The sequence below is a fragment of the Herbaspirillum sp. GW822-FHT03A08 genome, from assembly GCF_058801885.1.
In genome coordinates this window covers 1-13,229 of the sequence record NZ_JBXANR010000004.1, presented here as the reverse complement: position 1 = coordinate 13,229, position 13,229 = coordinate 1, and the positions used below count along the sequence as shown (strand labels likewise).

Annotated in this window: 11 protein-coding genes; 10 read left to right on the top strand and 1 reads right to left on the bottom strand. The window is 53.7% G+C overall.

The genetic code is table 11. The features are described 5' to 3' along the window. Window positions 1–301 precede the first annotated feature (301 nt). The 4 genes from AC1RN6_RS13240 to AC1RN6_RS13225 are packed head-to-tail and all read left to right on the top strand — an operon-like array spanning window position 302 to window position 3,440. Window positions 302–1,024 carry an ABC transporter permease gene (locus AC1RN6_RS13240; protein ID WP_493005916.1) on the top strand — a complete coding sequence of 241 codons (723 nt, stop codon included), beginning with the start codon at window positions 302–304 and terminating at the stop codon, window positions 1,022–1,024. Next, complete coding sequence (locus tag AC1RN6_RS13235) at window positions 1,024–1,749, top strand: ABC transporter permease (protein ID WP_493005915.1); 726 nt, start codon at window positions 1,024–1,026, stop codon at window positions 1,747–1,749. Before AC1RN6_RS13240 ends, AC1RN6_RS13235 begins: the two co-directional genes overlap by 1 nt. Next, a complete protein-coding gene (locus tag AC1RN6_RS13230; RefSeq protein ID WP_493005914.1) occupies window positions 1,746–2,534 on the top strand; it encodes an ABC transporter ATP-binding protein in 789 nt (262 codons plus the stop codon). Before AC1RN6_RS13235 ends, AC1RN6_RS13230 begins: the two co-directional genes overlap by 4 nt. A gap of 51 nt (window positions 2,535–2,585) precedes the next feature. Then, window positions 2,586–3,440 carry a transporter substrate-binding domain-containing protein gene (locus AC1RN6_RS13225; protein ID WP_493005913.1) on the top strand — a complete coding sequence of 285 codons (855 nt, stop codon included), beginning with the start codon at window positions 2,586–2,588 and terminating at the stop codon, window positions 3,438–3,440. A gap of 800 nt (window positions 3,441–4,240) precedes the next feature. On the opposite strand, the gene AC1RN6_RS13220 is transcribed toward AC1RN6_RS13225, so the two are convergent. Further along, entirely contained in the window at window positions 4,241–5,194 is a 954-nt protein-coding gene (locus tag AC1RN6_RS13220) for a LysR substrate-binding domain-containing protein (RefSeq protein WP_493005912.1), read from the bottom strand. Window positions 5,195–5,298: 104 nt separating this feature from the next. On the opposite strand from AC1RN6_RS13220, the gene AC1RN6_RS13215 reads away from it, so the two are divergent. From AC1RN6_RS13215 to AC1RN6_RS13190, 6 genes are all read left to right on the top strand, one after another. Continuing rightward, window positions 5,299–6,063: an isochorismatase family protein gene (locus AC1RN6_RS13215; RefSeq protein ID WP_493005911.1), complete on the top strand. Its 765-nt coding sequence runs from the start codon at window positions 5,299–5,301 to the stop codon at window positions 6,061–6,063. An 8-nt stretch (window positions 6,064–6,071) separates the two neighbouring features. Next, the gene (locus AC1RN6_RS13210; protein ID WP_493005910.1) at window positions 6,072–6,926 is read left to right on the top strand and encodes a pirin family protein; all 855 of its coding nucleotides are present in this window, start codon (window positions 6,072–6,074) and stop codon (window positions 6,924–6,926) included. A 96-nt stretch (window positions 6,927–7,022) separates the two neighbouring features. Next, a complete protein-coding gene (locus AC1RN6_RS13205) occupies window positions 7,023–7,766 on the top strand; it encodes an SDR family NAD(P)-dependent oxidoreductase (RefSeq protein ID WP_493005909.1) in 744 nt (247 codons plus the stop codon). 399 nt (window positions 7,767–8,165) lie between these two features. After that, window positions 8,166–9,683: a sensor domain-containing diguanylate cyclase gene (locus AC1RN6_RS13200; RefSeq protein ID WP_493005908.1), complete on the top strand. Its 1,518-nt coding sequence runs from the start codon at window positions 8,166–8,168 to the stop codon at window positions 9,681–9,683. Between the two features lie 406 nt (window positions 9,684–10,089). Then, window positions 10,090–11,253, top strand: a complete 1,164-nt coding sequence (locus AC1RN6_RS13195) for a response regulator (protein WP_493005907.1) — start codon at window positions 10,090–10,092, stop codon at window positions 11,251–11,253. A 33-nt stretch (window positions 11,254–11,286) separates the two neighbouring features. Beyond that, window positions 11,287–13,229 (top strand): PAS domain S-box protein (locus tag AC1RN6_RS13190; RefSeq protein ID WP_493005906.1); only part of this gene is annotated, 1,943 nt, incomplete at its 3' end.

The following is a 13,229-nucleotide window of genomic DNA, read 5'->3' as shown; positions in this document are numbered from 1 at the left end:
GTCGATAGTGGGCTTGTGTTCACTATGGCGTGAGATTTGCTTCGGCTCGATGGGGTTTATTATTTGTAATGGGGGCGTAAAAGTTCGGCCGCAGTGAGTAGAAGGCGGGATATCTGATAGATGTAATTAAAATGTATGGAATATTACAAAATATTTGTGTATGAAATTATTTATGTAATATACTGATTCGAGTGATGCATGTTTGCCTTATTTTTTAAAAACGCAGCATCATGAAGACTCTGTATGTGTATCCCATCATTAACGCGACCCCTAAGGGTCATTGCTTCTGGTAGAAGGATCTATGAATCAGTCTGGTTTCTTTGAGCTAATGGGGTTTGGTCCTGCAGGTTGGGGCGGGACGCTCTTATTTGGTGCTGCGCTCTCATTGGCTGTGGCCGTATGTGGCGTACTTCTTGGTGCGGTGATTGGAGTTTTCGGGGCGTGGGCGAAGATATGTGGAGGGAAATTCGTTCGCGGAGTGGCCAATGCATATACCACTATTCTGCGTGGTGTTCCGGATCTGCTCATCATCTACCTCATCTACTTTGGAAGTAGTTCGGTATTGACGGCAATAGGTCGTTTTTATGGGGCATCAGGGTTTATCGGTTTTCCGGGTTTTATTGCCGGTACGATTGCCATTGGGGTTACCACTGGTGCGCAAGCGACGGAAGTGTTCAGAGGAGCTTTTCAGTCTGTTGGCAAAGGAGAGATTGAGGCTGCAAGGGCTTGCGGCATGCGACGGATGCTGCGTTTTCGACGGATTATCGCACCACTTACATTGCGGCATGCATTGCCAGGAATCGGTAATGTATGGGTCAATGCCCTGAAAGAATCCTCCTTGCTTTCAGTAACGGGACTTGCCGAGTTAATGCGACAAGCTCAGGTCGCGGCCGGTTCAACTCGGCTTCCGTTCGACTTTTTCCTCGCAGCAGCTGCTTTGTACTTTTTACTGAGCGTGGTGTCGGGGCTCGTTATACAGATGGCTGAAAGGCGTAGTACACGTGGTATCAGGAGGGTTGCATAATGGATTTGAATTTTCTTTTTGATACTCTGGTCAACCTGCTGCCAGGCCTCCCTTTGACACTTGAGCTTGCTGCCGGTGCCGTTGTGCTCGGAGCAATGCTTGGGCTTCCCATTGCACTGATGCGTATTTCAGGTATGCGCTTGCTAGCTTCGGTGGCTTGGCTTTACGTTCAGATAATTCGCAGTGTCCCATTGCTTGTCATGCTCTTCCTTATCTATTACGGCTTGGGGCAATTTGAGGCGATTCGTATGAGTTTTTTGTGGGCGTTCTTTCGCGAGCCTCATTGGTGCGCCCTACTAGCGTTGACCATTAATACATCTGCTTATGCAAGTGAGATTATTCGTGGAGGTCTTCAGTCGGTTCCGCGCGGCGAATTGGAAGCAGCTCGTGCATGCGGTATGAGTCGATTTCTGATGTTTCATCGCATTGTTCTGCCGGTAGCTATACGTCAGGCACTCCCAGCCTATGGGAATGAAGTAATTGCCATGGTAAAAGGAACCTCTCTTGCTTCGCTAGTTACCTTGATGGATGTGACTGGAATTGCTGCCTCAATCGCATCTGAGACATATCGCCCTGTCGAAGTTTTTGTGGTTGCTGGCTCGATTTATTTTGGTATTAATTTCATTTTGACGCGGATCGTGACGATGGCGGAGTATAGGCTCACCCCGCATCTCCGAAGCCGCCCCATCAGTCCAATTCAATCAGTTAAGGAGACGGCGATATGAGCGACGCAAAAGTCGAGGTGCAGCCAGCCGCTGTGCATTTAAAGAACATTCATAAGAGTTTCGGTGGTGTTGAGGTATTGAAGGGAGTTTCGCTTGAGGCTCGGGATGGCGAAGTAATCTCTATTCTCGGCTCATCCGGCTCTGGGAAGTCGACGCTGCTTCGCTGCATCAACATGCTTGAAGTTCCTGATTCTGGTGAGGTAGCTGTTGCCGGCGAAGTTATTCGATTGCAGCCGGGGCATAAGAATTTGTTACGACGAGTCGACCATGCTCAGGTTGATCGTATCCGATCACGTGTAGGGATGGTATTTCAAGGATTTAATCTCTGGTCTCATATGACCGTCTTAGAGAATATTATTGAGGCACCTATCTATGTTCAGAAACGACCGCGCGCTGAGTGCATAGAAGAAGCACGGGAGCTGTTAGAAAAAGTTGGAATGGGCAGTAAGGGGGATTATTATCCTGCTCACCTTTCTGGGGGGCAGCAACAGCGTGCTGCGATTGCACGAGCTTTGGCCATGCGTCCCCGCCTAATGTTGTTTGACGAACCGACATCCGCACTTGATCCAGAGCTTGTGTCTGAGGTTCTGCGCGTCATGCGTACCTTGGCTGAGGAGGGGCGCACCATGTTGGTTGTTACACACGAGATGGCTTTTGCCAGGGACGTGTCCAGTCGGGTTCTTTTTCTGCATCAGGGACAAGTGGAGGAGGATGGCGCACCACACGAAGTTTTCAGTGCGAGCAAATCAAGCCGCTTCCGTCAATTTGTCACCGGGCGATCGTAAGACTTCAGCTGGCAAACAATTATTTTATCGTTGATAAAAAGAGGAGATCGTATGAGAAAAGTGTTCGTTACCTTGGTGCTTGCCATTGTCAGCATGGCTTTTTTTTCACAAACTTGTACCGCGCAAGAGAAAAAATGGACCGAAATTAGGATCGTAACTGAAGGAGGTTTTGTCCCTTGGAATTTCACCAAGCCAGATGGTACGTTGGCGGGTTTTGAGATCGAACTTGCAAAGAATTTATGTGATCGAATGAAAGTGAAGTGCACAATCACTGCGCAGGCGTTTGATAGCATGATTCCGGCGTTAAATGCTGGGAAATATGACGCCATTATCGATGATCTTGCAATTACGCCAAAACGTGAGCAGGTAATCGCTTTTTCGGTGCCTTATGCTGCCCTGTGCTCCACCTTTGCAACATTGAAAGGCAGCGATGTTGCAAAACAGCTGCCCGTGGAGAATTTGATCGTGCCCCTCACATCGGGGACTTCACCAGGGCAAGCAATGGAGAAAGTTCAACGTGGTTTGAAAGGCAAAATTATCGGTACACTTTCGTCTGGTAACTCGGTAGATTTCATTAATGCCTACTTCAAGGACACATCGGCAATACGCCAATATAAGACACCGGAGGCCCGGGATTTAGATCTTTTAGCCGGACGAGTCGATGCAATTGTTGGCGCTAAGGATTCACTCCTTGGTACGGCAGCAAAGGCTGGAAACGAGAATATCATTCTCGCCGGAGCATGCTTTCAAGGTGGTGTTCTCGGCAAAGGTGCTGGGGTGGGCCTTCGCAAGGAGGATGCTGAATTGAAGGCTATGTTTGATAAGGCGATTCAAGCTGCGCAAGCTGATGGGACGATCAAGAGATTGTCGGAAGCAACTTTCCATATAGATGTGACACCGCGCTAGGTGTGAGGCTATCGCGTAGCTATTCACTATACCGACTTGGGGCACAAGAGTTGCTCCGTCGGTATGTGTAGCTATGCGATCTTTGATCTGGCACCAACCTGAACACGTAGCGCCATAGAAATTAGCGATACGATGCACTCCCGCAGCATTCTTGGTAAATGCATGAGAGAACAGTTTTTATATTGCCAAAGTAATAGGTTTTACCACTCATAGATTGCGCATTTCGTTTCAAAAAGTGATGCATATACTTGTCCTTATAGTCCAGGCTATCCTTGATAAACCTGCTGCTTTTCTTCGTACGCGGTCCAAGGGACTCTCGCCGATGGTCGGTCCGGTACCGGCCGTGCTGGACGCCCGCAGTGCGAATGGCTAGGGCGGCCAGCGTGGCCCGCTTGCGTCGTTCCGAATTGGTGACGCTGAACTTAGACAAAGCATCGCGCTGGAATGAGGACGCTATCTACGCTCTGAAGCGGTAGAATCTGTCTATGCAGAACGTAATACACCCAGCGCTCTGGACAGATACGCCCTAAAGCTATCCGCTTGGCTTAAAACAGAATCCAGTAAATCCCGCAAACAACGGTGCAGTCTGCGACAGTTGCATGCAGATCCATGTTCGTTGGGTTTTGAAGGTTCGTATGATCGCGTTGCTGCCTTCGCTAGTCGAAGGTGGGTCAATTAGGTCGGGTCAATTCGGCGAGCAAAGGAACATCTGCTGTTCTGAGTGCGAACTTTTGCTGATCCTCAATTAAATCGCTGACTGAAAAAAAATTCTCTTTCCATCTTGGCGTAGCGAGCATCCACTACGCTGACTTCTCGGTGCCCAACCGGTCCGATTGTTGTTGGCTTCGTGCCGGTGACTCGACCGCGCAGGGCAGTTCGTCTACCAGGTAATCCAAAAGTACCCGTACCGAAGGCAGCCAACCCTGTCGAGTGGGCAGGACGGCGGTCAGACGCGAGTTGGCGGCTCGCCATTGCGGCAACACCCGGGCCAACCGTTTCGCCGCCACATCTTCTCGGCACACGTAGCCCGGAAGCGAGACAATGCCCAAGTCGGCACAGGCCGCCTGCTTTAATGTGACCATCTCGTTGCTCACGAAGCGTGGGGTAATTTGCACCACAGCAGCTGTTTCTTCCTCGCATTGAAGTGACCAGCTTTTCGTTGTTCCCCGCCCGTGTGCGATGGTGCTGTGGGTCACTAGATCGTCGGGGTCATGCGGAACACCTTTGTCATCGAGATATGCAGGAGAGGCGAACAAAAACCAGGGAACCTCTGCCAATCTACGATGCACGAGCGACGAATCAGGCAGAGGGTCGGTGTGCGCACGAATGGCCAGGTCATATCCTTCTCCAACAATGTCCGTTATCACATCAGAGGCGTGCTGTTCAATATTGACTTTCGGATACATGCGCATGAAGGCCGGAAGAATTTCTCGCAATGCAAACTGCGCGACTGTCACGGACGAAGTGATGCGGATCGTGCCACTGGGTTCGCTCTGTCGCTGGCGGCCGAAATTTTCCGCAGCCTCAGCGGCCCGAAGCAAAGATTGCGCATGGCCGTAAAAATCGTCGCCTGCGTTTGTCAATCCAAGTTTACGGGAGTTCCGATGGAGTAACTGGATTCCCAGATCCATCTCCAGCTGTTGTAGGCGCAAGCTCAATGTCGACTTTGACGTGCGCAGAACTCGTGCGGCAGCGGTGAATCCACCATGATTCACTACTTGCACAAAATAGAAGACATCTCTCAGGTTCAGCATTTAAGTATCATCCTACTTTTTTAAACGATGAGTCAACTTTTTCCCATCTTTCGGGACGATGAGTGAATGCATATAATTCCAGTACTTAATTTATGGGGTCCTAAATGTCGAAGTCCTTCACAAAAAAAGCAGTGGTTCAACTGGTCGCCAGTGCACTGCTTATGGCATGTGGAAGCGCCGCCATGGCGGCCGACGCCAAGTCGGCTCAAGCCGGCCAAACCACCGTAGCCAATATGGCCCAGCTTATGCCAAAACAATTGGGAATGCTGTCGCGCCAAAACACGGTGCTGCTGCTGGTCGATCAGCAGATTGGCTTGTACACCGGCGTGCGCGACATCGCCGTGGCGGACCTCAAACACAACGTTGTTGCACTGGCCAAGGCCGCCAAGGCACTGGGCATCCCCGTCGTGCTGACGGCCACCATGCCAGATGGCCTGTGGGGTCCGATCATCCCCGAACTGACTGCGGCCCTACCCGGGGTTCCGGTTATCACTCGTACGGTGATCAATGCCTGGGACGACCCGAAGGTGCAGGCCGCCGTCGAAAATACCGGCCGCAAGCAGATACTGATTGCCGGCGTCTCGCTGGAGGTGTGCGCGGCATTCCCCGCCATGTCCGCCAAGGCGGCCGGCTACGACGCCCGTGTGGTGCTCGATGCTTCCGGGACGTTCAACGAAGCCAAGCGAGTGAGCGGTCTGCAGCGGCTCACCCTCGCGGGGGTGCCGGTGACGGACTACGCTACAGCAGGTGTAGAGTTGCTTGGCGACAACGCGGACCCGAAGGCGCATGACGTGTACAACGCGCTGGACATTCCCTTCGCGACGCTGGTCTGGCAGTTGAAGAACACCCCACAATCGAAGAAGCAGTGAGGAAAGTCATGAGCATCCGATTTTCAAAAGTAGCGACGGCGACGACGCAGCCAATAGGCGCCGGATGCACCGTCGCTCAGTTCCGGCACGATGCGTTCGGAGGTGCGGCGATGTCCCCCTTCGTAATGGTGGATCACTTCCATATGTGGCAGCCCACTTTTGATATCCACCCCCACGCGGGGATTTCTGCGGTTACGCTCGTTTTCGAGGACACGAAGGGTTCCATGCAGAGCCGCGATTCGATTGACAACAATGCGACGTTCGGTGCCGGTGATCTACATTGGACGATGGCGGGTCGCGGGATCCTGCACACCCAGCTTCCGGCGGAATCGGCGCACATTCATGCGCTGCAGATTTTCGTGAATCTGCCGGCATCCCTGAAGCAACTGCCGCCGGATTCGTTCCACATCGACCGCGACCGGATGCCCATCATCCAGACAGAGGCGGGTACGCGTGTGCGCGTGGTTGCTGGAGATTTCCAGGGTCGGTCCTCCCCAACCCGGGCACCCCGTCCCATCCTGATGCTCGATATTCAGCTTGAAGGGCCTGGCGCGTCCGTCGAAGTGCCTTTGCCGGGCGAATGGAATGCATGGGTGCATGTGGTCCAGGGGAGCGTTGTCGTGGACGGCAGTACCGAACTGCAGCCCGATCAGGCCCTCTGTGCCAGTGCCGACAGCAGTGGCGGCATCATCGGCCTGCGCGCTGACGAAAGGGCGCACTGCGTCGTACTGGCAGCCGAGAGGATCGATGAACCCGTCATTTCTAACGGGCCGTTTGTCTTCGAGAGCGAAGCGGCGCTCGATGCGGCAGTGCGCGACCTTCGTGCAGGAAAGTTTGGATCGGTGGCATCCCGTCTGCTTTGAAGCATGACTAGCCTGATGCTGGCAGTTATACCAAATCCACCCCGATCCCTTCTATGAGCAGGGCATCGGGGTCTCTAACCAAATGGAGTGCAAATCATGACGACGAACAAAATTGCTGTTGTTACTGGCGGCTCACGCGGAATCGGCGCAGCGATTGCCAAGAAACTCGCTGCGCAAGGCACGGTCGTTGCCATTGTGTACCGCGGTAATCGCGCGCAGGCGGATTCGGTCGTGGATGCCATCACGGCTGCAGGTGGCACGGCCGCAGCGTTCGCGGCGGATGTGGCCGATCAGGCAGCAGCACAGAGCGTCATAGATACGATCGTGGCCCAATTCGGCCATATCAACATTCTGGTCAACAACGCCGGTATGTTTGAAGCGCGCACCTTTGGCGATATCGACGCCGAGCACGTAAGCCGCGTGTTCAGTGTCAACATCGGCGGTGTCCTGAATATGACCCAGGCTGCTGTCCCGCATTTCCCCGATGCGGGCGGGCGCGTTGTCAACGTTTCCAGCAACCTCATCTACGCGCCACGTCCCGGGACAGCGATCTATTCGGCAAGCAAAGCCGCAGTTTCCGTCTTAACCAACGCCTTTGCCAAGGAGCTTGGCGCACGCGGTATCACCGTCAATGCCGTGGCACCATCCATGACCAGTACGGACATGACCGCGGCCACCCCCGAAGCCCGTCGTCAGGCGGTCATTGCGGGCACGCCTGCAGGTCGCATCGGGGAGCCGGCAGATATTGCTGACGTCATCGTCTTCCTGACGTCGGATGATTCGCGTTGGATCACGGGACGAACTATCCTGACTGACGGCGGCTTGACCGATGCGCTGTAGGAGGCACCATGCATGTTGTCATCGTGCAGTTTCCCCTATTACAAGGAACAAAATCCGTATTTTGCGCGCGGTTACCGCTAACCAGCCAAAGCGCAGAAGAGGCGTTAGCGAAGACGTTAAGAGACGGAGTAGATATCTACCAGACTCGCCAATCTGCCGAAAATCAGGGACTACCTCTCAATGTCATCGTTCGCTGGATCGGCTGGCCCTCACTACTACTTCAATGATCAGAACCTTGCGATTGGTGCTGCGTTCTGGTCCAGGCTTGTCGAGCGCTATCTTGATCCGGACGCTTGACGACTTGACGACCAGCCATATGTGGCGATCGCAATCAAATTTCCGGATCAGCGCGAAAATCGTCGCCAATACGATTAGACATACCAAGACCAGGGGGGCGAAATGTCTGCCAGATTAGGAACTATCCAACTGCCGTCAGCGTTACCTCGCCCTGCGTCGGCAACGTCCATTCATTTCAATGGTCTTTTACATATCGCCGTCCCGATGTTGCTAATTGCCGTGGCGATTGTCTTTCAAGCAAAAAACTTGCAGCTGAGTCACGAGCAATACAAGGACCGCGCTCGCCTAACTGCACTAAATCTAGGCTCTACTATTGCGGCGAGCATTGCCGGTTCATTCCAAAATATCGACATCACCCTTTCCGCCGTAACCGATCACGCTCGACAGCAACAAGGTTTGAAGAGTGTCGACAAGCAAGCTTTCAACACCATGTTGTCAGAGATACGGCGTCGGGTTCCGTCTCTGAGCGCGCTGCGTGTGACCAACGCGTCTGGTGAGGTACTGTTTGGACTTGAAAATGCTGTCGGGCTTAACGCGGGCGACCGGGCCTATTTTCAACAGTTGAAGGCGAATCCGAACGCCGGCATGGTGATTTCCGAACCTGTGTTTGGCCGAGGGTTAAAGAAGTGGGTGGTGATCTGTGCACGCCGATTTAATTTACCAAACGGAGAGTTCGCCGGAGTTGTATTTGCTGCTGTTGAACTGGACGGTATGGCTGAAAGACTTTTAGGAAAGGAAATGAAATTGGGCGATCAAGACGAATTTGTCTTGTTCGATAATGATCCGCGGGTAGTTATCCGATACGTGCATGGAAAGCAAGACATGCAGGTCAGTGGAAAAAAAATTATATCGTCCAATCTGGAGAACTTTATAAATTCTACCGAGAGTTCCAGATTCGCCGTAAAAAATTCCTCCATTGACGACATAGAGCGTATTTTTTATGTCCAGCGTATCGCCGGGCAACCATTGGGCTTGGTGGTCGGTTTGTCGACGGACGATGTATTTGTCAACTGGCGGCGCGAAGCCCGGAATGCCTGGATAACCACAAGCATTTTCTCTTTAGTTGTTTTGGTAGGCGCTTATCTAATTTATCGGGCCAATCATAGATTAGCGCAATTGAGTACAACCGATGGTTTGACTGGGCTCCCGAATCGCAGGGAGTACGCCAATATTGGAGAGCTCGAATGGCAACGCGCCATGCGGAATAAAGAATGGTTTGCCGTGGCAATGGTCGATATCGATCATTTCAAAGCATATAACGACCACTATGGGCATCAGGCTGGAGACGAATGTCTCTGTGCTGTTGCGCAGACCCTCGCAGCCGGGTTGCGTAATGGTAGCGATTTCATAGCCCGCTATGGAGGCGAGGAATTCATTGTCATTCTACCCGGACAAGACGCTCTGCACGCATACGATGTGCTCGATCGATTGCGCCGCGAAGTTGAAGCATTGGCGTTGCCTCATATAGCGAATAAAGGCTCGTCGATCGTCACGTTTAGCGCGGGTGTAGCAGCCGTCGTTCCAAAGCATGGCTCGACGCTGGCCGCATGCGTGGAAGTAGCCGATCAACATCTATATGAAGCTAAGCGCAAGGGACGGAACCGGATTTATGGCGCTTAAATGCGTTACGTGATGTTGGTCCGCTCTATTGCCGAAAAAATTAACGATGCCACGGCTGCCTTCGGCTGGAAGTGGGCGGTTACTGCGATGAGGTCCACGTTCATAGGTGAAGCTAATGCGACCACGAGAACGTGACGTAGTTTTCACGAGATAATGTCACTCCCGTTCATGATGCGGACCTAAATGCAGGAGACGTAGGTCGCGGGTATCAAAAGCGCTGGGTACTGAAAATTGCAAAAAAAGACAACGGAAAAATGTGTCGGCGAGCATGATATTAAACATGCCTTCTGCTACATTGCTAACGAGAATAAACATCACTAATGACCTCCAGTGATATAAGCCATCAGGAATGGCTCGCGAAACATTTATAAAACAAATACACCCGAAACCCGCACCGGAGTATGTAATGGAATTAGCGCACGATTTCGCCCGCAAGCCGATCATTTTGATTGTCGACGACAGCCCGGATAACCTGCTGCTGATGGCGAGTCTTCTCAAGGAAGGAGATCGCTACACAATCAAGGTAGCCAACAATGGCGAGAAGGCGTTGCGCATCGTCCAGACCGATCCCCTGCCGGATCTGATCCTGCTGGACATCATGATGCCCGGCCTGTCGGGACACGAGGTTGCGCAATCACTGAAGGCCGATCCGCGTACGCGAGACATCCCCCTTATCTTTCTGACCGCAAGGGCATCCTCCGAGGATGAAACGCGCGGGTTGGAAATGGGCGCGGCCGATTACATTACCAAGCCGATCAGCCCGCCTGTGGTGCTGGCGCGAGTGGAGACGCAGCTCAAGGTCAAGGCCGCTGCCGACTTCCTGAAAGACAAGAGCGATTATCTGGAGCAGGAAGTCACCCGGCGCACACTGGAAGTCATGGCGATTCAGGATGTGACCATTCATGCCATGGCCTCGTTGGCCGAAACCCGGGACAACGAGACCGGCAATCACATTCGCCGCACCCAGCATTACATGAAAATACTGGCCGAACATCTACGTGATCATCCACGGTTCCGGCACTTCCTCGACGACGATACGATCAGGCTTCTGTTCAAATCGGCACCTTTGCACGACATCGGTAAGATTGGCATCCCTGATCGTATCCTGCTCAAGCCGGGCAAGTTCACGCCGGAAGAATTCGAGATCATGAAGACCCACACCACGTTGGGACGTGACGCGATCGCTCATGCGGAGCAGCAACTTGGCATGGATGTGGAATTTCTTCATTTTGCCAAGGAAATCGCCTACGGCCATCAGGAAAAATGGGATGGTTCGGGCTACCCCGAAGGCAAGGCCGGAGATGACATTCCGATTTCAGCCCGGCTCATGGCGGTGGCGGATGTCTACGATGCCCTGATCAGTCGGCGCGTCTACAAGAACGGCATGTCGCACGAGGAGGCCACGCGCATCATGACCGAGGGACACGGAAAACACTTCGATCCCGATGTTTGCGACGCCTTCCTGGCCTGTTCTGACAAATTTCAGGCAGTTGCCGCGCAATTCGCAGATTCCGACCACGACATGGCGCAGAAAGCCGCCGCGGTGCAATCCCTTTCCGGTTCGCACTGAATCTTTCGTTGAATGCATGACACAAGGGGCCGCATGAGCTTATCTTTGCAGATGCTGGAGCGCCTGCCGCTTCGCCACAAGCTGGTAGTCGGTTTTGTTTCGCTGCTGCTGCTGTCGCTTGCGCTTGGCATTCAAAGCTTGCAGACGCAGGCCGACCTGAGCCGGGACTTGCAGCGATTGCAGGAAGAAGGCATCGTTGGCATTGCTAGGGTGCAGGATGCGCGAATTCATTTTTCGCACATGGTACTGGCTGCGCATCGCATGGTGAACGCGGAATCCGTCGGTGAGCGCGACGAAGCGCTGCAGGAGATGGACGACGCTTATCAGCACGTACAGCAAGCCATGCAGCTGACCCGGCCGACGCTGTTCAAACCGGATAATGTCAAACGGCTGGAGCAGTTCGAAGTGCTCCTTGCACGTATGCAGCGCACCACTTCGGAAGCACTGGACCTCGCCAAACATGGCATGCGACCGGAAGCGGCATCCTTGATCGAGAGTCTCAGTTTCAAGGAAATCAACCGCAGTGCAGACCAGGTGCTGGAGGAAATTGCCGACGTCAAGGAGTTTGGTGTCCGCGACACCACGGTGAACGTCCAGAGTTTCGCCTTTACCCGCAATGTATTGACTTACGTTTTGCTACTCGGTGGATTGGCGTGGGCCCTGGTTTTTTCATGGCTGATTGGCCGTTCGATCAGGTTTCCTATCAACCGGGTCACAACAGCAGTAGAAGAACTTGCGGCCGGCAGGTTACATCTGGATATTCCCCATACGGATTATCAAAACGAGACCGGCGATCTGGCGCGGGCCATCGCCTCGCTGCAAAAGGAATCCATCCAGCTGGAAGGCCAGCGCTGGATCAAATCGCAAGAATCCAAGATTCAAGCCGCACTGCAGCAGTCAGATTCACCGGAGAAACTGGCGGAGTTGTTCTTCCAGCATCTGGCTCCGTTTCTTCATATCGGCCAGGGCTTGCTCTACCGCTGGGATGAGGCGCGGCAACTGCTGGTTCTGGCAGATAGCTATGCCATGGATGGCGATCATGCTCCGGCGACCACCATTGAACCCGGCGTTGGCTTGCTGGGGCAGTGCGCCAAAGACTGCCTGCCAATAACGATACGGCAAGGGGGCGAGGGCGCCTGGCGCATTCAGTCTTCCCTGGGCGATATCGCCTGCACTGAAATCATGGTGCTGCCGATTCTCAGCGGCGACAAGCTGGCCGGTGTGCTGGAGCTGGCCTGCTTCGATACGGCAAGCGACACCGCCAGGACGCTGCTGCAGGAGGTGCTTCCGCGCCTTGCCATCAGCATGGAGATCCTGGATCGCTCGTTGACCGTGCAGCAGTTGCTGACGCAATCGCAGAAGCAGGCGACGCGTCTGGAAGAGCAGGCGACCGAGTTGGAGGCTCAGCAATCCGCGCTCAAGGAGACCGAAGCCTGGTTTCGCGGCGTCGTCGAGTCGGCGCCGGACGGCATGCTGGTGGTGGATGAATATGGCAAGATCATTCTCACCAATACGCAGCTTGACGGCCTGTTCGGCTATGAAACCGGCGAATTGCTTGGACTGTCCGTGGAACAATTGGTGCCGGCCTCGGTTCGTCCCCATCATGCCGGATTGCGTAAAGGTTTCATGAGCGAAGAGGGAACCCGGCAGATGGGCGGCGGCCTGACGGATCTCCAGGGCGTTCGCAAGGACGGCAGCATGTTCTCGGTTGAGATCGGACTAGCATCATTGCCTGCGGTGGGAGAATACGGTCAATGCGTCTGCGCGTCGGTGCGCGACACCAGCGAGCGCCGTGCCATGGAAGCCAAGGTTCAGGAAAGCGAAAAACGCATGCGCCGGGTGCTCGACAGCAGCCCGGTCGCCATGTCCATCGAACGGCAAGACGACGGCTCGCTAATTTATTGCAACCGGCAGCTGGAAATTCTTACGGGCATGAGCGCGGACGAATTGTCCTTCAGGGACAAGGCATCCGGCTT

Excerpts from the sequence above, each read along its gene's own strand:
- AC1RN6_RS13240 (WP_493005916.1), top strand. The coding sequence starts at position 302 with ATGAATCAGTCTGGTTTCTTTGAGCTAATGGGGTTTGGTCCTGCAGGT.
- AC1RN6_RS13235 (WP_493005915.1), top strand. The coding sequence starts at position 1,024 with ATGGATTTGAATTTTCTTTTTGATACTCTGGTCAACCTGCTGCCAGGC.
- AC1RN6_RS13230 (WP_493005914.1), top strand. The coding sequence starts at position 1,746 with ATGAGCGACGCAAAAGTCGAGGTGCAGCCAGCCGCTGTGCATTTAAAG.
- AC1RN6_RS13225 (WP_493005913.1), top strand. The coding sequence starts at position 2,586 with ATGAGAAAAGTGTTCGTTACCTTGGTGCTTGCCATTGTCAGCATGGCT.
- AC1RN6_RS13220 (WP_493005912.1), bottom strand. The coding sequence starts at position 5,194 with ATGCTGAACCTGAGAGATGTCTTCTATTTTGTGCAAGTAGTGAATCAT.
- AC1RN6_RS13215 (WP_493005911.1), top strand. The coding sequence starts at position 5,299 with ATGTCGAAGTCCTTCACAAAAAAAGCAGTGGTTCAACTGGTCGCCAGT.
- AC1RN6_RS13210 (WP_493005910.1), top strand. The coding sequence starts at position 6,072 with ATGAGCATCCGATTTTCAAAAGTAGCGACGGCGACGACGCAGCCAATA.
- AC1RN6_RS13205 (WP_493005909.1), top strand. The coding sequence starts at position 7,023 with ATGACGACGAACAAAATTGCTGTTGTTACTGGCGGCTCACGCGGAATC.
- AC1RN6_RS13200 (WP_493005908.1), top strand. The coding sequence starts at position 8,166 with ATGTCTGCCAGATTAGGAACTATCCAACTGCCGTCAGCGTTACCTCGC.
- AC1RN6_RS13195 (WP_493005907.1), top strand. The coding sequence starts at position 10,090 with ATGGAATTAGCGCACGATTTCGCCCGCAAGCCGATCATTTTGATTGTC.